This window comes from Streptomyces sp. E2N166 (genome assembly GCF_003671715.1).
Classification (GTDB): Bacteria; Actinomycetota; Actinomycetes; order Streptomycetales; family Streptomycetaceae; genus Streptomyces; species Streptomyces thinghirensis.
The window spans coordinates 475,820-494,632 of record NZ_RAIF01000018.1 but is presented as its reverse complement, the minus strand read 5'-3'; the positions used below and the strand labels follow the sequence as shown (position 1 = coordinate 494,632).

Sequence of the window (18,813 nt, the reverse complement as noted above, 5' to 3'; positions counted from 1 at the left end):
TCCGCGCGACGCCGGGGCGGTCGCCGACCTACCGTGAGCTCATGACCCGCCGCACCGACATCGACGTACGTCCCATCACCGAGGCCGAGTTCGCCGACTGGCAGCGTGCCTTGAACACCGGGTTCCTGATGCCGCCCGCCGTCGGCGCGGAGCAGTTGGAGGCCCGCCGCAACCTCTTCGTCCCCGGCCGGTCGCTCGGCGCCTTCGACGGTGAGCGGTGCGTGGCGACCTTCCGGTCCTTCGACCAGCAGGTCACCGCCGTGGGCGGCACGCCCGTACAGGCCGACGCCATCTCCAACGTCACCGTCACCGCGACCCACCGCCGCCGCGGCCTGCTCACCCGCATGATGGCGCAGGACCTGGCGGCGGCGAAGGACCGCGGGGACGTCGTCGCGACGCTGATCGCGGCCGAGTACCCGATCTACGGCCGCTACGGTTTCGGCCCCGCCACCACCATGACCGAGTGGACCGTCGACGTGCCGCGCGCCGGTCTCGACGCGCGTTGGGCGGCCCCGGAGGACGGCGGCCGGATCGACCTCGTGGACGGCGAGGACGTCCGCAAGCTCGGCCCCGAACTGCACGAGCGGCTGCGCCGGGTCCAGCCGGGCGCGGTCAGCCGGTCCGAGTTGTGGTGGCAGATCCGGACCGGGGTCGTGAGCACGGACGGCACACCGTGGACCGAGCCCTTCTACGCCGTGTACCGCTCGGCGGACGGCGAGGTCGAGGGCATGGCCTCGTACCGGGCCGACGCCAGATGGGGCGACGCCAAGCAGCCGCTGAACACGGCGACCGTCGACTGGCTGCTGGCCGTGACGCCGGACGCCGAGCGCGCGCTGTGGCGCTACCTGTGCTCGATCGACTGGGTCATGACGTTGAAGAGCGGCTGGCGGGCCCCCGACGACCTGCTCCCGCACCTCCTGCCGGACCCGCGCGCGGCCAGGATCACCACGCAGGCGGACTGGCTGTGGGTGCGGGTCCTGGACGTCGTACGGGCGCTGGAGGCGCGGACGTACGAGGGGCAGGGCTCGTTGGTGCTGGAGGTCGTGGACCGGGGAGGGCTGACCGGCGGGCGGTGGCGGCTGGAGGCGGGAGCGGACGGCGCGTCCTGCACGCCGACCACCGAGAGCGCCCACCTCGTGCTCGACGTGGCCGAGCTGGCGGCGCTGTGGCTGGGCGACGAGTCGGCGGTACGGCTGGCCGCGCTCGGCCGGGTCCGGGAAGAACGAGCGGGCGCCGCCCGAGTGGCCGACGCCCTGCTGCGTACGTCCAGGCGGCCTTGGTGCCCGGACATGTTCTGAGGTGGCTCCCTTCTGCCGGTGACGGGTGGGTGTGCGCATCCGTAGCGCTTGCTCTTCGGTTGTGGTTGTCGTGCGTCGTGCCGACTGACTGTCCGGGCTCCCGGCTCCCCTCCGGAAGGGGGCCCGGACAGCAGTACGTCGGTTCAGCCGGACTGGGCGAGCAGCATCACGAGGATCACCGCGCCCACACCGCCGATCATGGTGTTCTTCGCCTTGATGCCGATGGACAGCGCGACGAACGCGATGATGCCCATGGGCCCGTACTTCCATTGCACGAGCTGCTCGAACCCGATGGCCAGAGCGGCGACGACGATGGCGATGAGCGGCATGGTGGACCCCCTGTCACCGTGGTGGCCAACCCCTTGCGGGTCCGACCACGTTGCTCAAGTTGGCTGCCAACTTCACTGTACTTATCTCCGCTTGGGCACGTCTCATAACCACCTTCTCGTGAACTGCCCAAAGATGGCGAGAAGTTGTAGTGTTTGGTCGTGGAGCCGGAACATGCCCCCGTCAACGGGCGGAAGAGACCGCAGCGGCCACAGAGAACACACCGCGAGGTGGCCGACGAACTGCGCGCCCGGATCAGGTCCGGTCGGCTGCAGCCGGGCCAGCGCATGCCCACCCAGGCCCAGTTGGCCGACGAGTTCGGCGTGGAGCGCGGCGCCGTCCGCCAGGCCCTGCGCATCCTGCAGTCGGAACGTCTGCTCACCAACGTGTCCAAGGGGAGCCCCGCGACCGTCGCGCCCGACCTCCACAGCGCCCTGACCGGGCCCGTGGCGCCGCCGATGCCCACCACGGCCGCGCTCGCGCCCCGGATCGCCGAGGCCTTCGCCGCCCCGCACGTCGAGATCGACGCCCTGTGCCTGACCTCGGTCTCCCTCACCCTCGCCCTCGGCGAACCACTGCGCCTGATCCACGCGGGGCGACTGAAACCGGCCAAGATCGACGTACGTGTCCTGCTGCCGAGCCGGAACATCGCACTGGCCTTCCCGGTGGCGGTGGCGGGCCGCGGGTCCGGCGACCCGGTGCACGAGCGGTGGCTGGCCATGCGCAACGCCCAGGGCCAGGTGCTCCAGCACAACCTGCTGGGCCTGCGGGCGACGCACGGCATCGACGTGCGCGTGACGTTCCGCGCGCTGCCCTTCACGCCGCCGGTGAAGCTGTACGTGCTCAACGGCGCCGAGGCACTCTTCGCGTACTACACCCTCAGCCGGCGTGAGCAGGAGATCGACCACGAGCCGATGGAGACGTACGACGCGGAGGGCGTCCGCTCGACGCTGTTCGCCTTCGAGCAGGGCGGTGGCCTGCGGGACGGGGCGTTCGTGAAGCAGTCGCGGCTGTGGTTCGACGCGCTTTGGGAGACGATCAGTTCGGAGCTGCTGCTCACCGCCTGATCATCTCCCCTTCACAGCGCGGGACCCGCGACCAGCAGGGCCAGCACCACCGCTCCGACGGAGCTGACGGACGGGCTCTTGGCCTTGATGCCGATGGTGAGCAGGAGCAGGCCGACGATGCCGGAGGCGCCGTACCTCCACTGGACGATCTGCTCGAAGGCGACGACGAGGACCGCGGAGACAAGGGCGAGAACGGGCATGGTCTTTCCCCCTTCGGAAGTTTGGGACTTCCGCCAACTAGACCAAGTTGGCAACCAACTCTGCCTATGTTGTCCCCACTTGGCTGCTACCTATAAACAAGTTTCAAACAACTCCCTGTAGGTAGGTCGAAGTTGTAGCGTTTGGTCGTGACTCAGGAGAACGTGTCCGTGAACGGCAGCAGAAGGCTCTCGTCCCAGGAGATCGCCGAGATCCTGCGGGAACGGATCCGCGGGGGCGACCTCAAGGCGGGCGACCGCCTGCCCACCCAGGCCGAGCTGGCCGACGAGTTCAAGGTGGAGCGCGGCACCGTCCGCCAGGCCCTGCGGGCGCTCCAGGAGGACGGCCTGCTCACCAACGTCAGCAAGGGCAGCCCGCCCCGCATCGCCGAGCCGGCCACGCCCCGGGGCGAGCCGCAGCCGACGATGGTGGCGCTCGGACCGCGGCTGTCGGAGGCGTTCTCGGCACCGCGGGTACGGGTCGACGTCGTGTGCCACACCTCGGAGACGCTGATGCTGGCCCTGAGCGAGCCGCTCCGGTTGATCCACGAGGGCCGCATCCACCCGGAGTCCATCGACTTCCGCGTCCTGATGCCGTCGCGGGACATCGAACTGGCCTTCCCCGTCCTGGTCGAGGACGAGGAGGACAACCCGGTCCACCAGCGCTGGCTCCAGATGCGCAACGCCCAGGCCCGGGTGCTCCAGCACAACCTGCACGCCGTACGCTCCACCCACCGCGTCGACGTGCACATCGCCTTCCGCGCACTGCCTTTCACCCCGCCGATGAAGCTCTACCTGCTCAACGGCGACGAGGCGCTCCTCGGCTACTACATGCTCACCCGGCGCGAGGAGGAGTACGAGAGCAGGACGCTGGAGATGTACGACGCCCTCGGCTCCCAGTCGCTGCTGTTCTCCTTCCTGAAGCGGGCGGGCCACCGGGACGCGGTGTTCGTGGAGGAATCACAGAAGTGGTTCGACGCCCTCTGGGAAACCATCACCTCGGACATGACACTCTCCTAGTGACTTCCGATACGGATCAGACGGAACCGGTGGCCGGGCGGGCCGATGGGCTGAGGGATCTGGTCCTGGGCGCCCGGGTCGTCCTCCTGGACTTCGACGGCCCCGTCTGCAGGCTGTTCGCGGGCTACTCCGCGGACCGGGTCGCGGCCGAACTGGTGGACTGGCTGGCGCGATTGGGGCTGAAGGAGCTGCTGAGCGAGGAGGAGCGGGTCCATCCGGATCCGCACGTCCTGCTGGGAGCGGTCGACCGCAGGCGGCACCGCAGTGATCTCGCGGCCGACTTCGAGGAGCGGCTGACCCGTGAGGAGCTGCGCGCCGTGCCCACCGCGCGGCCGACGGCGTACGCGGACCCCCTGATCCGGACCTGGAGCGCGCTGGGGGTCGGACTGGCGGTCACGACCAACAACTCGCCGCGCGTGGTGGCCGAGTACCTCGCCACGCGGGGCCTGCTGGACTGCTTCGCCTCCCACATCTACGGCCGCACCCGGGACCTGCACCTGCTCAAGCCCGACCCGTACTGCCTGAACCGGGCCCTCAGAGCGATGGGCTCCGCCCCCGGGCAGGCGCTGATGGTCGGCGACACCACCTCCGACCTGACCGCCGCCCGGCGGGCCGGGGTGCCGTTCCTGGGCTACGCACGCGACGACGAGAAGGCGAAGCTCCTGAGACAGGCCGGCGCGGAGACGGTCGTGCACTCACTGGAGCCGGTACTGAGGCTGCTGTGGGAGGACGGCGGGGCGCGGGGCCACGCCTGAGTCACGACGTCGGGACGTTCTCGGGCCGGGGCCGCCGACCGAGCCCGTGCGGCGGATGTCCGGCGTCCGGTTGGCGGGGGTCGATTCGCCCGTTCCGGTCACCCGAGTTGCTCAAGTGCGTTCCGAATACTGGAGTACTTCCAGTGGGTCACGTGTCCTGGCTGTACTGTGTGCCCACTTTCTTCGTCGCAGCATGAAGATCTGGCGCGTCGCAAGTCCCTCCTGGAGCACTCCGTGAGTCGTCCGTCCCCGCTTGGCAAGCCGGCGCTGGAGCGGGCGGCGGACGAGGCGTTCGACCGGTTTCTCGCCCACGCGACGGCACTGGGGCGGTTCGGACGGGGGCACCACAACCTCAACTACATGGTGCGTCCCCTCACCGCCGAGGACTCGCGGCTGGTCGCCGCCGAGAACGGCGCGCCGGTCACCGTCCGCAAACGCGTCCCGTCCGCCCTGCCGGTGGTGATCCGGACCTGGCAGGACGAGGCCGACCTGCTCAACCGCATCTGGGGTGTGCTGGACAACGTCCCGCGCTGTCTGGCCAAGCACCGTGACGTCGTCGTCCTCAGCTACGTCGAGGGCGTGCCCCTGTCGAGCGTCTGCCCGGGCGACACGCCCGTCGACCACGACCTGATCGTCGCCCTGGCGGGGCTGCTCGCCGACATGACTCAGGTGCGCAGGCAGCACCTGCCTCCGCTGCCGGTCTCCTGGCCCCGGTCCAGCCGGGACGGCAGCGCGTTCCTCAGAGCGCTGGCGTTGGCGGCCGAGGAGCAGATCAGGCAGCGCAACCGGGCGGAGTTCGGCGGCCTGTTCGCCATGCTGGGCATTCCGCAGGACGCCATGGTGCGGTTCGCCGAAAGGGTGCCCACGCTCGTCAGCCGCCCCTTCAGCCTGCTCCACACGGACCTGCACCGGGACAACGTGATCGTCCCCTACGGCGGGAACCCCCCACTGATCTGCGTCGACTGGGAACTCGCCAGTTACGGCGACCCCCTCCACGACCTCGCCAACCACCTGGTGCGCATGCGCTACCCCGACTACCAGTGGCCGGAGGTCATCGAGGCGTGGCGCAAGGTGATGGGGGAACGGCGCGGCAGGGCCGTCAACGGCCTGGACCGGGATCTGAGGCACTACGTGGCGTTCGAGCGGGCCCAGTCCGTCTATCCGGACGTCATGCGGGCCGCGAAGTCGCTCGGCGACCGATTCGAACAGCGGGACCTGGACGCCGCGACCCGGGCGGTGCGCCGGGCGCTGGTGGCCGCGGAGGAACCGCTGCGTCTGAGGAACGTGCCGGACGAGGCGGCCATCGAGCGCATCCTCTTCCGGTGGAACGAGTCGCACGGCGTCCGGCCCGGCCGGGAGCGGACCCTCGACCAGATCGTGTGGGAGCGCGACCGAAGGGTCCGCGTCCGCGGCGACTTCCCCGCCTGGGCGGTCGGCCGGGCACTGCTGGAGGAGGGCGCGGCCGCCGCCGACCGGGTTTTCAAGGGGACCGCACATCTGAACACGGCCGTGCACGTCGAGGGCGTCGGCTTCCCCGTCATGGTCCGCCGGAAGGTGGGCACCGCCGAATCCCTGGAGCGCCGGTTCCTCAGCGAGCACGCCGTGCTGACGGCGATCGAACGCTCCGGGGCGCGCGTACGGGCTCCGCGGGTGCTGGCCCTGGGTACCAGCGGGCTGCGCGAGCAGTTCACCATCCACTCCTATGAAGGTCCGGCCGGCGGCTTCCGCCCCCCGGAGCACCCCGAGCACGGGCTGCGCCCGCACGAGGCGGACGACCTCGTGGACCAGTTGGGCGAGCTGGCCGAGGTCGAGTGCGGAGAGCTGGACCCGCTGAACGGGGCCGCCTTCTATCCCTGGCTGCGCGGCGAGCTGGTGCGCATGGTGAGCGAGCTGCCCAAGGCCACGATGGAACTGGCCCGCGAACTGGGACTGCCGGACAACGTGCGGCTGGCCGAGATCCTCACCCGGCACACCCTGAGCCGACGCAGGCCCGTACTGCTGCACGGTGACCTCAACCCGTGGAACCTGGTGCGCCGCCCGGACGGGGGCCTGACGCTCATCGACTGGGAGATGGCCATGGTGGGCGATCCCCTGTACGACCTCGTCCGCCACATGCACCTCACGCCGACGCGGCCGGAGATCCGCGACCGCATGTTCCGGCGGTGGGAGCGCAGGCTGCCGCCCGACTGCGCCCGCAACTGGCACGACGACTGGCGTGTGTACCGGTGGATCGAGACCGTCCGCTCCGCCTACATCGACCTCCACCGCCTGGTGACCGGCGCCGGCCTTGAGGCGCCCAACGTCAAGCGCGCCGTCCAGGCCTACGCGATGACGCTGGCCGAGGCCACGGCGGCCCTCGGTCTGCCGGGCAGGTCCATGGCCAATCCCCACCTCGCCCGTGCGCTGCCGCACGGAGCCCACGGTGGGCCACGGGCGGCCCTGGTCCCGGCGGAGGCCTGAGCCGTCACCGGGGCCGGCGGACCCGGCGTAGGGTCGTCGCATGGTGGAGACCGGCCTGCGTGAGCGCAAGAGGCAGCGGACGATCCAGTCGCTGTCGGACATCGCCATCGGCCTCTTCGTGGAGAAGGGGTTCGAAGCGGTGTCCGTCGCCGAGGTGGCCGCCGCGGCCGAGGTGTCCAAGCCGACGCTCTTCCGGTACTTCCCGGCGAAGGAGGACCTCGTCCTGCACCGCATCGCCGACCACGAGGGCGAGGCGGCACGGGTGGCGGGGGAGGGGCCGGCGCCGCTCGCCGCGCTGCGCAGGCACTTCCTGGCGGGGCTGGAGCGGTCCGACCCGGTGACCGGGCTCAGTGACGATCCCGACGTACTCGCCTTCCACGCGCTGCTCTACGGCACCCCCGCCCTGGTCGCCCGGCTGCACACGCACCTTGAGCGGTCGGAGAACGCGCTCGCCGAGGCCCTCGGCGGCGACCTGGAGGCCAGGCTGGCCGCCGGGCATATCATCGCCGTGCGGCGGATCCTCGCGCAGGAGAACTGGCGCCGGATCGCGGGCGGGGAGGGTGTGGCAAAGGTGCGCGGTGATGCCGTGGCGGCGGCGGAGCGGGCGTTCGGCAGGCTGGCGGCGGGGCTGCCGGGGCTCGACCGGCCGGAACCCGACGCGTCTCGCGTCTGAGTAAAAAATGTAACTCAGTAACGCTATTCGGGTATGGTCGACGGAATGACGTCACCCGACTCCGCCCTCCAGCACGCCCTCGCCCAGGAACGAGCCCACCACGACCGCTGTCGTACCGCTCTCGCCGCCATGGTCGACGGCGCCGGGGACCACGTGGTCACCGGCGAGGACGTCTCCGCCTCCGGTGCCGACGCCGAGGTGCTCGGCCACCGGCTGCGCAGCCGGGCCAAGGGGCTGCGTGAACTGCCCGAGGGGCCGCTGTTCTTCGGACGGCTGGACTTCGCCGCGGCTCAGGACACGGACACCGGCGGCGACCCCGCCGGACTGCACGTCGGCCGGTTGCGGGTCACCGAGGACCCTGCCGCCCCGCCCCTCGTCGTCGACTGGCGCGCCCCCGTCTCCCGGGCCTTCTACCAGGCCACCGCCGACGACCCGCGCGGTGTCGCCGTCCGCCGCCGTTTCGGTTGGGCGCCCGGCAGCCGTGGGGACTCGGCCGACCTCACCGGGCTGGAGGACGAGCGGCTCGGCCGCGGCGAGTCCCGGGCGAGCGACATCGTCGCCCGCGAGATCGAACGGCCCCGCGTCGGACCCATGCGGGACATCGCCGCCACCATCCGGCCCGAGCAGGACGACCTCGTCCGCGCGGACCTCACCGCCACGGTCTGTGTCCAGGGCGCCCCGGGCACGGGAAAGACCGCCGTCGGACTGCACCGGGCCGCGTACCTGCTCTACACCCACCCGCAGCGCATCCGGCGGGGCGGAATGCTGATCCTCGGCCCCAACCCCACCTTCCTCTCCTACATCGCCGAGGTACTGCCCGCCCTCGGCGAGACCGGCGTACGGCAGTCCACGCTCCCCCGGGAGATCGCCCGGCACCCGGTCACCGGCGCCGACGACGAGCGGGCCGCCGCCGTCAAGCACGACGCCCGGATGGCCGAGGTGCTGCGCCGCGCCCTGTACGCGCGCGTGGCCGTCGACGCGGCCGGCTCCCTCGCCGTACCGGACGGCTCCTACCGCTGGCGGGTCCCGGCCGACGAGTCGGCCCGGATCGTGGCGGACGTACGGGACGAGGAACCGCCGTACGCCGTCGGGCGGGAGCGGGTGCGGGCCCGGATGGTGCGGTACGTCCAGGATCTGGCCGAGCGGCGCGCCGGGCCGCGGACGGACGCCTGGGTGCGCCGGATCGAACGGTCCCGGCCGGTCGGCGCGTACCTCGACTCCGTCTGGCCCCGGGTGCGTCCCGAGGAGGTCGTCGCGCGGCTGCTCGGCGACCCCGACGCGCTGGCGCGGGCCGCCGACGGGCTGCTGGACGACGATGAGCAGAAGGCGGTCCGGTGGACGGCGGCCGGTGCGCCGCGGTCGTGGCGGTCGGCCCGCTGGTCCGCCGCCGACCTGGTCCTCCTCGACGAGGTCGCCGGGCTCCTCGAACACCCCGAGGGCTACGGGCACATCGTCGTCGACGAGGCCCAGGACCTCTCCCCCATGGAGTGCCGGGCCATCGCCCGCCGGGCCGCCTTCGGATCGCTCACCGTCCTCGGCGACCTGGCCCAGGGGACCACGCCGTGGGCGGCGCGGTCGTGGCGGACGACCCTCGCGCACCTGGGCCGGCCGGACGCGACCGTGACGCCGCTGACCACCGGCTTCCGGGTGCCGCAGGCGGTCGTCGGCCTCGCCAACCGGCTGCTGGCGCGGTTGGACGTGGACGTGCCGGCGGCCCGTTCCGCGCGCGGGGACGGCGAGCTGACGATGCGCCCCGTCGCGCCCGGGGAGGTCGGGAGCGCGGTCGTCGACGCCGTACGGGGCGCTCTCGCCCGGAAGGGCTCCGTCGGTGTCGTCGCCGCCGACGCGGACGTGCCCCGGACGCGGCACGCACTCGCCGCCGCCGGGATCGCGGCGGCGGGACCGGAGGCGCTGGGCGCCCGGGTGGCCGTGGTGCCCGCGACTGTCGTCAAGGGACTGGAGTACGACCACGTCGTCGCCGTCGAACCGGCGGCGATCGCGGAGGCGGAGGGCACCGGCGGGCGGGGCCTGCACCGGCTGTACGTGGTGCTCACCCGCGCGGTGTCCCGGCTGGACGTGGTGCACGGGCGGCCCCTGCCCTTCTGACGTGCCGAGCGCGGGTCAGCTCCGGCCGATCACCTCGGCGACCCGGGTGAACCCGTCCGTGCCGTGCCCGAGCGCGATGACCCGCCGGGCCTGCCCCTCGATCACGCGCATCACGCTCGCGTCGATGCCGTGCGCCTCGGAGGCGTGGACGACGTGCGCCATGGTCGACGCGGCCGAGGTGATCGGGTTCAGCTCGCCCGAGTACGAACCGGCGTCGGTGTCGGCGGCGAACTCGGTGAACAGCGGCGGCAGGATCGCGGCGATGCCCTGGGCGAAGGGGGCGAGTTCCGCGCCGGTGACGCCTTCCGCCCGGGCCACGGCGAGGGCGTGCGTGTAGCCCGCCATGGCCGTCCAGAAGATGTCGAGCAGCGCGATGTCGTAGGCCGCGGCCCGCCCGGGGTCCTCGCCGAGGTGGGTGTGGGCGCCGCCGAGCGCCGCCAGCACGGGCCGGTGCTCCCGGTACAGCTCCTCGGGGCCGCTGTGCAGGAACACCGCGTCGTCCGTGCCGATGGTCGGGGTCGGCGTCATGATCGCGCCGTCCAGGTAGCGGACGCCGTGCCGGCCGGCCCACTCGGCCGTGTCCCGGGCCCGCTCGGGGGTGTCGGCGCTCAGGTTCACGACCGTACGGCCCTTGAGGGCGGCGGTGACGGCGTCCTGGCGCAGTACGGCGTCCGAGGCGTCGTAGTTCACCACGCAGACGACGGTCAGCGGGGAAGCGGCGACCGCCTCCTCCGCGGAGCGCGCCGAGACCGCGCCCCGGGCGGCCAGGTCGGCGTCCCGGCCGGGCGTGCGGTTCCAGACGGTGGTCCGCAGCCCGGCGGCCACGAACGCCTCGGCCAGCGCCCGGCCCATCGGACCGAGGCCGAGAACGGTGACGGCGGCGGCAGACTGGTCGGTGTGCACGGACATGCTTCAACTCCCGTAACGTAGTGAACAATTGCTGATGAAAGGGGCACGGCATGACGCACCGGCGTCAGGATCCGAACGTCTGCGGAGTGACCGCCGCGATCGCCGTGATCGAGGGCAAGTGGAAGACGACGCTGCTGTGGCTGCTGGAGTCCGGCCCGCGGCGGCCGGCCGAACTGCGCCGGCGGGCGCCCGGCCTCACCGAGAAGGTGCTGACCCAGGCGCTGCGCGAGATGGAGGCGGACGGACTGGTGGACCGGCGGGTGTACGACGTGCTTCCGCTGAAGACGGAGTACTCCCTGACCGCGTTCGGCCGCGATCTCGCCGAGGCCCTCTCTCCTCTCTCCGACTGGGGCCACCGGCGCCTGGACAGGCTGGCCGGGCCGGAGTCCGCCACCCGCGCGGCCTCCTGACGATCACCCGCCCCTTCAGCTTCGGCCGAGGGGTGCGCGCTGCCAAGTACGCACAAAAAAGTGGGTAGGGGCCGCCGTCCTGTCCCGGGCGATGACTTTGCTCCGGAGTACCGGTCTTCCTCACGAACACCCGTGCCGGGCGCGGTGTCGAAGTACGCCCTCGTGACCGGCCCATGACCGGCCCCGTGACAGGAGACCTCCCGTATGACTGATCCGGCAGTGACAGCGCCCCGCGGTCGCGGAGCCGGGGCCTGGCCCCTGATCCACGCCGAGCGAGCCGCGTTGGCGGCCGATCTCGGGGACATGACCGAGGAGCGCTGGGAAACGCCGTCGCTCTGCGTGGGTCTGACGGTGCGTGAGGTGCTCGCCCACCTCACCGCGGGCGCGAGCCTCAACGCCGTGCGCTGGATGGCGGGGGTGATCCGTTGCCGGTTCGACTTCGACAAGCAGGTGGCCGTGCGGCTGGCCGAGCAGTTGGGCACGACCCCGGCCGAGACCCTCGAGCGCTTCCGGCGCGTCGTTCCGAGCACCACCAAGCCTCCCCTGCCCGCCCTGGCCATGCTGGGCGAGACGGTCGTGCACGGAGAGGACATCCGGCGTCCGCTGGGCATCCGCCGCGACCACCCGGTCGAGGTCGTCACCCGGGTGGCCGAGTACTACCGGGGATCGGATCTCGTGGTCCTCGCCAAGGGGCGCGTCGACGGGCTGCGGCTCGTAGCGGACGACGGTCCTTTCGCGACCGGTTCAGGGCCGCTCGTGTCCGGCCCCACCCTGTCCCTGGTGATGGCCATGACCGGCCGCGCGACGTACTGCGACGAACTCGACGGCGACGGTGCGGAGCTGCTCCGCGGTCGCTGCGAGACGGTGTGACCGCGCGCCGGCAGGGGCGCGGTCCGGCACCGGGACGCGCGCGGTTGTCCTGTCCCAGATAACTGTGGGCAGAGTAAGGCTCTGACCTGGGGTGCCTACGGTTGAGTGGGACGGGAGGGCGGTCGGTGTCCCGCTCAACTGTAGGTAGCCGCCTCTAGGGTGTTGATCGCGGAAGTCCACCGATCGGCCCGGAGGCGCCATGTCCCTGCAGATGAAGCTGGTTGCAATAACGCTCGACTGCCCTGATCCGCTGGCTTTGGCGGCGTTCTATCAGCAGGCCACCGGCCTTGAACTGCACCCGAAGTCGGACGCCGACTTCGCGGGCCTCAACGGTGAGCACGAACTCTTGATCGGGTTTCAGCGGGTCGACGACTATCGGCCTCCGAGCTGGCCCGACCAGATCGTTCCCCAGCAGCTTCACATCTGCTTCAAGGTCGACGAGGACTTGGACGTGGCGGAGACCCGGTTGCTGGAGCTGGGTGCGGGCATGCCGGATCACCAACCGCATGGGGGCAAGGCGCGGGTCCTCACCGATCCGGTTGGGCATCCGTTCTGCATCAGCCTGCGCTGATCGGCGCCCTGCCTGGGGCGCGTTGGCCGGGGTCGTCCCGCTGGGCGACGTTCGGGGCCGCGGTGAACGCTCTGCCCGGCCAACGCTTGCAGCGGCCCTCCGCTCGTCCGGACGCACGTCCACCACCAAGCCCGTGCCGTCGGCGCGGCGGACGAACCCGCCGCAGGTCGCCGACCAGTACCAGCCGCACCAGTTCCCCTGACCACGAAAGGCCGGGAACCGGCGCTCGGGCCGCACCGACTCGAACCGCACGGGCCGCAGACGCCCCAAAGATCCCCGCTCACGGATGCCGGCCGTGCTGACGTACGCCAGCTCAACGTCCTCCGCCGACACCTCGCGCACATCCAGCCGGGCCTCCGGTACGACGGCGACCAGCCACTTCGACCGTAGAAACGCAGTGACCGCCGTACCTACACGTGACCGGAACACTCCGGAACTTGCCTACACATCGCAGAGACACGACAGCGGTCCGGCGCCCGGGTGCACGGTCCGACGCTCGAAGGCACACTATTGCAAGCGCATGCTTGCAATAGTTAGCGGTGTGGTGCATCGTGGAGGCATGGCATCGCTCAACGTCGGCAATCTCGGTGAGTACCTGCGCGAGCAGCGGCGCAACGCGCAGCTGTCGCTGCGGCAGCTCGCCGATGCCGCGGGCGTGTCCAATCCCTACCTGAGCCAGATCGAGCGCGGGCTGCGCAAGCCGAGCGCGGAGGTGCTCCAGCAGGTCGCCAAGGCGCTGCGTATCTCCGCCGAGACGCTGTACGTGCGCGCGGGGATCCTCGACGCGGAGCGCGACCGGGACGACGTGGAGACGCGTGCGGTCATCCTCGCCGATCCCTCGCTGAACGAGCGGCAGAAGCAGGTGCTGCTCCAGATCTACGAGTCCTTCCGCAAGGAGAACGGATTCGGCACCGACGCCGACGACGAGGTGCCGGCTCAGGACGCGACGGCGGGCGACGCCGCCGAAGGCGGGGCCTCCATACCGGGCCTCGGCCCACGTACGACCGGCGGCAGTGACGCCGGCCCGCAGCAGACGGCCGGATGAGCGGGAGCGAGTAGCCGGCCGGGCGCGGGACCACCACAAACCCTCAGCCGAACGCAATACCGGAGGACCATCAAAATGGCCATCACCGACGACCTGCGCAAGACCTTCAGCGACCCCACCCCGCTCTACTTCGCCGCGGGCACCGCCGACCTGGCCTTCCAGCAGGCCAAGAAGGTGCCGGTGCTGGTGGAGCAGTTGCGCGCCGAGGCACCGTCCCGTATCGAGGCCGTGCGCAACACCGACCCGAAGGCCGTCCAGGAGAAGGCGACGGCCCGCGTCAAGGAGACCCAGGGCACCCTCCAGGCCAAGGCCAACGAGCTCTTCGGCTCCCTCGACACCGACCTCAAGAAGCTCGGCGAGAGCGCCCAGGACCTCGCGCTGCGCTCGGTCGGCGTCGCCGCCGAGTACGCCGTCAAGGCCCGGGAGACCTACGAGAAGGTCGCCGAGCGCGGCGAGCACGCGGTCCGCACCTGGCGCGGCCAGGCCGCCGACGGCATCGAGGACATCGCCGAGGAGGTGGAGGAGTTCGCCGTGGCCGTCGAGCCGGCCAAGCCCGCCAAGTCCGAGACGGTCGAGGTCACGGAGGACAGGGCCGCCGCGGCGAAGAAGGCCCCCGCCCCGCGCAAGGCCCCGGCCAAGAAGAGCACCAACGGCACCGCGAAGAAGACGACGCCGCCCGCCAAGTAACCGGCGACGGGTACCGCGGGTACGGTACGGGCCGGGCACCCTTGGGGTGTCCGGCCCGTTCTCCGGGTACGGTGACCGCGTAGAGACGATCCGAGTCTGGTGGTGGACGTTGTGCTGATGCAGGGGTTCGCAGGCTTCATGTGGCTGCTGAGCATCGCCCTGATCCTTTTCAGCGGCTTCGCGTTGGTCGACGCCGCCGTGCGCCGTGAGGACGCCTACCGCGCGGCGGACAAGAAGACCAAGCCGTTCTGGCTGATCATTCTCGGGATCGCCTTCGTGGTGAACCTGATCTTCAACATCCTGTCGTTCCTGCCGATCATCGGGCTCATCGCGACGATCGTGTACATGGTCGACGTACGGCCCGCCCTGCGCGGCCTGCCGGGCGGCGGCCGCAGCAGCCGCCGCGGCTCCAGCAGCGACGGCCCCTACGGCCCGTACAACGGCGGACGCTGAAGCGCGCCGCGCCCAAAGGGGCGCGGGGAACTGCGCGACCAGCCACAACGAACCGCCAGGCGGGGCGCGACGGTCATCCGTACGGCGATCGACCCGTACGGCGAGCATACGTACCGCGCTCAATCCGTACCGCGGGCGTCGCGTCCGCCCCGCTCAGGCCGTCCGGTCCAGCAGGACCACTGCCACGTCGTCCGCCAGTTCGCCGCCGTTCAGCTCGCGGACCTCGTTGACGGTCGCCCGCAGCAACTGCTCGCCCTGCAGCCCCTCGGCGAACTGACGGCGGACCATCTCCACCATGCCGTCCTGGCCGAGCCGCTCCCGGCCCTCGCCGACGTGGCCCTCGATCAGGCCGTCGGTGTAGAGCATCAGGCTCCACTCGGCGCCCAGTTCCACCTGCGTCCGCGGCCAGCGGGCGCCCGGCAGCAGTCCCAGCGCCGGGCCGTTGTTGTCGTAGGGCAGCAGCCGTGCGGGCGTGCCCGGACCGGCGACCAGGGGTGACGGGTGCCCGGCCAGGCACAGGCCGGCGCGGCGGCCGTCCGGGGCTATGTCCACGGCGCACAGGGTCGCGAAGATCTCGTCGTCCGAGCGCTCGTGCTCCAGCACCTGCTGGAGCGTGCCGAGCAGCTCGTCGCCGCAGAGGCCGGCCAGGGTCAGCGCGCGCCAGGCGATCCGCAACTCCACGCCGAGCGCGGCCTCGTCCGGGCCGTGCCCGCAGACGTCGCCGATCATGGCGTGCACCGTGCCGTCCGGGGTGCGGACGACGTCGTAGAAGTCGCCGCCGAGCAGGGCACGCGAGCGGCCCGGGCGGTAGCGGGCGGCGAAGCGCAGCGAGGACCCGGCCAGCAGCGGGGTCGGCAGCAGGCCGCGTTCCAGGCGGCGGTTCTCCTGGGCGCGCAGCCGGCCCTCGGCCAGGCGCCGCTCCGCCGTGTCGGACCGCTTGCGCTCGACGGCGTAGCGGATCGCCCGGCTCAGCAGCCGGCCGTCGAGCTCGTCGCGGAACAGGTAGTCCTGGGCGCCGACCGCCACGGCCTCCGCGCCGCGCTCGGCGTCGCTGGAGGAGGTCAGCGCGAGCACGGCGTGCCGGGGCGCCAGCTCCAGCACGTGCCTGAGCACGGCCAGCTCGTCGTCCCCGCTCCCGTCACCGTCCCCGTTGCCGTCGGCGCTCGCGCGGGCCGGGGCGGGCGCCGACAGGGCGAGGTCCAGCAGGATGCACTGGACGTCGTCGGTCAGCAGCCGCTCGGCTTCGGTGAGGTTGCGGGCCGTGCGCACGCGGATCGGCTTGCCGGACTGGTCGAGCAGGTCGGGCACGATCGGCGAGCCGCCCGGATCGTCCTCGATCAGCAGCAGCGTCAGGTTGGTGGGAGCGGTGCTCCCGGGCTGGTCCGTGGTCTCGTTCGTGGTCTTCTCGCGCTTCTCCGTGGGGTTCTCTCGCCGAGTGGTGGGGTTTTCGGCCGTGTTCGTCCCGGGCGGGGCCTGTTCCTTGGAAGGGCCGCTGTCCGGGGACGCGGCGGGCGCCTGACCACACTCCACGGCCGGGATCGCCCTCTGCCGCGGTACGGGTACGGGCATCGTCTTGGTTTCCTTCCCTCCCCCCGAGGGCATGGCGGGGCGAGGGACCTCGACCCACCGACGGGGACCATAGCGGGTGACGGTGCCGCTGCGGAATGGTCCAGAACACGCCGGTCGGTCCTCGGCCGCTGTCATATGCCGCGTTCCGTACCGCAGTTGGACACGTCGACCGGGGGCCGGGGATGACGAAGGTCACGCGGGGTGGCGCTCCGGGCGTGGACTGGGTCACGTGGCCCGTTTCACGGCCCGGCGCGAGGGGCGTGGCCCGCGTCACTCCTGGGGTGTCGCGCCCGCGCCCGTGTCCGGACGTACGACGCCGAGGATCGGCATCGTGCCCGCCCCCGCGATGGTGATCGAGCGTCCCGGCCGCGGGGCGTGCACGACGGAGCCGTCGCCGACGTACATGCCGACGTGGCTGGCGTCGTCGAAGTAGATGATCAGGTCGCCGGGGCGCATGTCCTCGATGTCGACGCGCTTGAGCTGCTTCCACTGCTGTTGCGAGGTGCGCGGTATCGACTGCCCCGCCGACACCCAGGCCTGCGAGGTCAGGCCGGAGCAGTCGTAGGCCTTCGGGCCCTCGGCGCCCCACTGGTACGGCTTTCCGATCTGGGCGGTGGCGTACTCGACGGCCTTCCTGCCCCGCTCGGTCGCCTCGGTGTCGAGGTCCTTGAGGATGCCGGAGTCGAGCCAGGCGGTCTGGGCCCTGGCCTGGGCCTCCCGCTCCAGCCGGGCGAGGCGCTCCTTCTCCTCCTTCTCCAGCTCGGACTCCAGCTTCTCGGCCGCCGCGATCTGCTTCTCGATCTTCTTCTGGGCGGTGGCCTTGGCCTCGCGGTTCGCCTCCAGCTTCTTGAACTGGGCGGAGGCGTCCGCCGCGTAGGCCTTCAGGTCCTCCTGGGTGCGCGTCATCTCGCCGAGCAGGCCCTTGGTCGCGCGCTGGCCCTGACTGACCCGGCCGGTGCCGTCGAGGAAGTCCTCGGGGTCGTCGCTCAGAAGCAGCTTGGCCTCGTCGGGCAGGCCGCCGGTGCGGTACTGGGAGCGGGCCGCGGCGCCCGCGCGGTCCTTCAGTCCGTCGAGCTTCTCCTGGCCCTTGACGATCTTCTTGGCCAGTTCGACGATCTCGGCGGACTGCTTGTCCGCCTTCTCCTCGGCCGCGTTGTACTCGTCCGTGGCGGAGGCCGCCGCACGGTAGAGCTTGTCGAGCTTCTTGCGTACGGCTTCCAGGTCCTTGCCGGGTGTGGCGGCCGGGGACGGTGAGGCGCTCGGGGTGCCGGGTGAGGGTGTGGGCCCGGGATCCGCGAACGCCGTGCCCGGTGCCGCGAGCACGGTGACCGCGCAGACCACGGTCACGGCAGCGGTCATCAAGCCATGCTTCCCCGTACGCATACCTCGCCCCCAAACTGATTAACCGTCAGTAACATAGGTCGCCTGGGGGATCGTGCCATGCCGGCGTGGAAAGCGACAGAGGTCGTGCTTTCCCACGGCGATTCCCCCGCTGTGTGACGAACGCCGCACCGAGATCGTTCCCGGCACACCCGCGTCCCCGCCCGTGTCCGCGAGTTCACGCGCGCGGCGCCAACGCCTCCCACCGCACCGTCACTTCGCCCTGCCGCCACCGCACCGGCCCGTCCGTCACCGGCCAGTCGGCCGTCAGGTCCCGCACGGCCCGCGTCCAGCGCTGGCGGGCGCCGTAGGAGGCGTAGGGCGCGGCGGCGGCCCAGGCGCGGTCGAAGTCGCGCAGGAACGCGTGCACGGGCTCGCCGGGCACGTTGCGGTGGATCAGCGCCTTCGGCAGCCGTTCCGCCAGGTCGGAGGGGCGGTCCAGGGAGCCCAGCCGGGTCGCGAAGGTGACCGTGCGCGGCCCCCCGGGGCCGAGCGCCACCCACACGTGCCTGCGTCCGATCTCGTCGCAGGTCCCCTCGACCAGGAGCCCGCCGCGGGACCGTTCCGACGCCGGCGCGAGCCGCGCGCACAGCCGCTGCCAGACGGCGGCCACCTCGTCCTCGTCGTACTGGCGCAGCACGTTCGCCGCGCGGATCAGCAGCGGGGGCCGGCGGACGGGGATCTCGAAGCCGCCGTGCCGGAAGGCGAGCCCCGCGCGCGCGTACGGCTCGGCCGCCGCCACGCGCGCCGGGTCGATCTCGACGCCCACCACGCGCGCGAGCGGGGCGACCGTGCGCAGGCGGTGCAGCAGCTCGACGGCCGTCCAGGGGGCCGCGCCGTACCCGAGGTCGACGGCGACGGGATCGGCGGCGCGGCGCAGTTCGGCACCGTGGGTGGCCGCGATCCAGCGGTCCATGCGGCGCAGCCGGTTCGGATTCGTCGTCCCGCGCGTGACGGTGCCCACAGGGCGGGGGGTGGCGCGGGAGGGCATGCCTACGAGGGTATGCGGCTCTGCC

General features: G+C 71.9%; 19 protein-coding genes. 13 read left to right on the top strand and 6 right to left on the bottom strand.

What is annotated here, in order from left to right:
• Window positions 1–41: 41 nt before the first annotated feature.
• A complete protein-coding gene (locus tag EBH09_RS16575) occupies window positions 42–1,298 on the top strand; it encodes a GNAT family N-acetyltransferase (protein ID WP_121747752.1) in 1,257 nt (418 codons plus the stop codon).
• 143 nt (window positions 1,299–1,441) lie between these two features.
• Here the strand turns inward: EBH09_RS16575 and EBH09_RS16570 are convergent, their stop codons facing one another.
• Window positions 1,442–1,627, bottom strand: a complete 186-nt coding sequence (locus tag EBH09_RS16570; RefSeq protein ID WP_003974784.1) for a hypothetical protein — start codon at window positions 1,625–1,627, stop codon at window positions 1,442–1,444.
• A 153-nt stretch (window positions 1,628–1,780) separates the two neighbouring features.
• Here EBH09_RS16570 and EBH09_RS16565 point away from each other — a divergent pair, with 153 nt between their 5' ends.
• A complete protein-coding gene (locus tag EBH09_RS16565; RefSeq protein WP_121747751.1) occupies window positions 1,781–2,692 on the top strand; it encodes a GntR family transcriptional regulator in 912 nt (303 codons plus the stop codon).
• A gap of 11 nt (window positions 2,693–2,703) precedes the next feature.
• Here the strand turns inward: EBH09_RS16565 and EBH09_RS16560 are convergent, their stop codons facing one another.
• On the bottom strand, window positions 2,704–2,892 hold the full coding sequence (locus tag EBH09_RS16560; RefSeq protein ID WP_121747750.1) for a hypothetical protein: 189 nt from the start codon (window positions 2,890–2,892) through the stop codon (window positions 2,704–2,706).
• 141 nt (window positions 2,893–3,033) lie between these two features.
• Here EBH09_RS16560 and EBH09_RS16555 point away from each other — a divergent pair, with 141 nt between their 5' ends.
• The 5 genes from EBH09_RS16555 to EBH09_RS16535 all read left to right on the top strand — a co-directional run bounded on the left by EBH09_RS16555 (window position 3,034) and on the right by EBH09_RS16535 (window position 9,903).
• Entirely contained in the window at window positions 3,034–3,909 is an 876-nt protein-coding gene (locus EBH09_RS16555; RefSeq protein WP_121747749.1) for a winged helix-turn-helix domain-containing protein, read from the top strand.
• Window positions 3,909–4,664 (top strand): HAD-IA family hydrolase, encoded by a 756-nt coding sequence (locus EBH09_RS16550; RefSeq protein WP_238697336.1) that lies wholly within the window; start codon window positions 3,909–3,911, stop codon window positions 4,662–4,664. Before EBH09_RS16555 ends, EBH09_RS16550 begins: the two co-directional genes overlap by 1 nt.
• 360 nt (window positions 4,665–5,024) lie before the next feature.
• Entirely contained in the window at window positions 5,025–7,124 is a 2,100-nt protein-coding gene (locus EBH09_RS16545; protein ID WP_121747839.1) for an aminoglycoside phosphotransferase family protein, read from the top strand.
• A gap of 40 nt (window positions 7,125–7,164) precedes the next feature.
• Entirely contained in the window at window positions 7,165–7,797 is a 633-nt protein-coding gene (locus EBH09_RS16540) for a TetR family transcriptional regulator (RefSeq protein ID WP_121747747.1), read from the top strand.
• A 45-nt stretch (window positions 7,798–7,842) separates the two neighbouring features.
• Window positions 7,843–9,903 (top strand): AAA family ATPase, encoded by a 2,061-nt coding sequence (locus EBH09_RS16535; protein WP_121747838.1) that lies wholly within the window; start codon window positions 7,843–7,845, stop codon window positions 9,901–9,903.
• Window positions 9,904–9,918: 15 nt separating this feature from the next.
• Here the strand turns inward: EBH09_RS16535 and EBH09_RS16530 are convergent, their stop codons facing one another.
• Window positions 9,919–10,812, bottom strand: a complete 894-nt coding sequence (locus tag EBH09_RS16530) for an NAD(P)-binding domain-containing protein (RefSeq protein ID WP_121747746.1) — start codon at window positions 10,810–10,812, stop codon at window positions 9,919–9,921.
• Window positions 10,813–10,862: 50 nt separating this feature from the next.
• On the opposite strand from EBH09_RS16530, the gene EBH09_RS16525 reads away from it, so the two are divergent.
• The 6 genes from EBH09_RS16525 (at window position 10,863) to EBH09_RS16495 (ending at window position 14,848) form a co-directional block, all read left to right on the top strand.
• Window positions 10,863–11,222, top strand: coding sequence for a helix-turn-helix domain-containing protein (locus tag EBH09_RS16525; protein ID WP_121747745.1), 360 nt, complete (start codon window positions 10,863–10,865; stop codon window positions 11,220–11,222).
• Window positions 11,223–11,426: 204 nt separating this feature from the next.
• Window positions 11,427–12,092 carry a maleylpyruvate isomerase family mycothiol-dependent enzyme gene (locus EBH09_RS16520; RefSeq protein WP_121747744.1) on the top strand — a complete coding sequence of 222 codons (666 nt, stop codon included), beginning with the start codon at window positions 11,427–11,429 and terminating at the stop codon, window positions 12,090–12,092.
• Between the two features lie 199 nt (window positions 12,093–12,291).
• Window positions 12,292–12,663 carry a VOC family protein gene (locus EBH09_RS16515; RefSeq protein ID WP_121747743.1) on the top strand — a complete coding sequence of 124 codons (372 nt, stop codon included), beginning with the start codon at window positions 12,292–12,294 and terminating at the stop codon, window positions 12,661–12,663.
• Between the two features lie 559 nt (window positions 12,664–13,222).
• A complete protein-coding gene (locus EBH09_RS16505; RefSeq protein ID WP_121747742.1) occupies window positions 13,223–13,708 on the top strand; it encodes a helix-turn-helix domain-containing protein in 486 nt (161 codons plus the stop codon).
• 75 nt (window positions 13,709–13,783) lie between these two features.
• On the top strand, window positions 13,784–14,395 hold the full coding sequence (locus tag EBH09_RS16500) for a hypothetical protein (RefSeq protein ID WP_121747741.1): 612 nt from the start codon (window positions 13,784–13,786) through the stop codon (window positions 14,393–14,395).
• A 117-nt stretch (window positions 14,396–14,512) separates the two neighbouring features.
• A complete protein-coding gene (locus EBH09_RS16495) occupies window positions 14,513–14,848 on the top strand; it encodes a DUF2516 family protein (protein ID WP_193776347.1) in 336 nt (111 codons plus the stop codon).
• A gap of 153 nt (window positions 14,849–15,001) precedes the next feature.
• Here the strand turns inward: EBH09_RS16495 and EBH09_RS16490 are convergent, their stop codons facing one another.
• From EBH09_RS16490 to EBH09_RS16480, 3 genes are all read right to left on the bottom strand, one after another.
• A complete protein-coding gene (locus EBH09_RS16490) occupies window positions 15,002–16,417 on the bottom strand; it encodes a fused response regulator/phosphatase (protein ID WP_193776346.1) in 1,416 nt (471 codons plus the stop codon).
• A 270-nt stretch (window positions 16,418–16,687) separates the two neighbouring features.
• Complete coding sequence (locus EBH09_RS16485) at window positions 16,688–17,800, bottom strand: C40 family peptidase (protein ID WP_121747739.1); 1,113 nt, start codon at window positions 17,798–17,800, stop codon at window positions 16,688–16,690.
• 175 nt (window positions 17,801–17,975) lie between these two features.
• The gene (locus EBH09_RS16480; protein WP_121747738.1) at window positions 17,976–18,788 is read right to left on the bottom strand and encodes a class I SAM-dependent methyltransferase; all 813 of its coding nucleotides are present in this window, start codon (window positions 18,786–18,788) and stop codon (window positions 17,976–17,978) included.
• Window positions 18,789–18,813: the final 25 nt, after the last annotated feature.

Coding starts and splice junctions, on each gene's coding strand:
- EBH09_RS16575 (WP_121747752.1), top strand. CDS start 42: ATGACCCGCCGCACCGACATCGACGTACGTCCCATCACCGAGGCCGAG.
- EBH09_RS16570 (WP_003974784.1), bottom strand. CDS start 1,627: ATGCCGCTCATCGCCATCGTCGTCGCCGCTCTGGCCATCGGGTTCGAG.
- EBH09_RS16560 (WP_121747750.1), bottom strand. CDS start 2,892: ATGCCCGTTCTCGCCCTTGTCTCCGCGGTCCTCGTCGTCGCCTTCGAG.
- EBH09_RS16545 (WP_121747839.1), top strand. CDS start 5,025: ATGGTGCGTCCCCTCACCGCCGAGGACTCGCGGCTGGTCGCCGCCGAG.
- EBH09_RS16540 (WP_121747747.1), top strand. CDS start 7,165: ATGGTGGAGACCGGCCTGCGTGAGCGCAAGAGGCAGCGGACGATCCAG.
- EBH09_RS16535 (WP_121747838.1), top strand. CDS start 7,843: ATGACGTCACCCGACTCCGCCCTCCAGCACGCCCTCGCCCAGGAACGA.
- EBH09_RS16530 (WP_121747746.1), bottom strand. CDS start 10,812: ATGTCCGTGCACACCGACCAGTCTGCCGCCGCCGTCACCGTTCTCGGC.
- EBH09_RS16525 (WP_121747745.1), top strand. CDS start 10,863: ATGACGCACCGGCGTCAGGATCCGAACGTCTGCGGAGTGACCGCCGCG.
- EBH09_RS16520 (WP_121747744.1), top strand. CDS start 11,427: ATGACTGATCCGGCAGTGACAGCGCCCCGCGGTCGCGGAGCCGGGGCC.
- EBH09_RS16515 (WP_121747743.1), top strand. CDS start 12,292: ATGTCCCTGCAGATGAAGCTGGTTGCAATAACGCTCGACTGCCCTGAT.
- EBH09_RS16505 (WP_121747742.1), top strand. CDS start 13,223: ATGGCATCGCTCAACGTCGGCAATCTCGGTGAGTACCTGCGCGAGCAG.
- EBH09_RS16500 (WP_121747741.1), top strand. CDS start 13,784: ATGGCCATCACCGACGACCTGCGCAAGACCTTCAGCGACCCCACCCCG.
- EBH09_RS16495 (WP_193776347.1), top strand. CDS start 14,513: ATGCAGGGGTTCGCAGGCTTCATGTGGCTGCTGAGCATCGCCCTGATC.
- EBH09_RS16490 (WP_193776346.1), bottom strand. CDS start 16,417: ATGCCCGTACCCGTACCGCGGCAGAGGGCGATCCCGGCCGTGGAGTGT.
- EBH09_RS16485 (WP_121747739.1), bottom strand. CDS start 17,800: ATGCGTACGGGGAAGCATGGCTTGATGACCGCTGCCGTGACCGTGGTC.
- EBH09_RS16480 (WP_121747738.1), bottom strand. CDS start 18,788: ATGCCCTCCCGCGCCACCCCCCGCCCTGTGGGCACCGTCACGCGCGGG.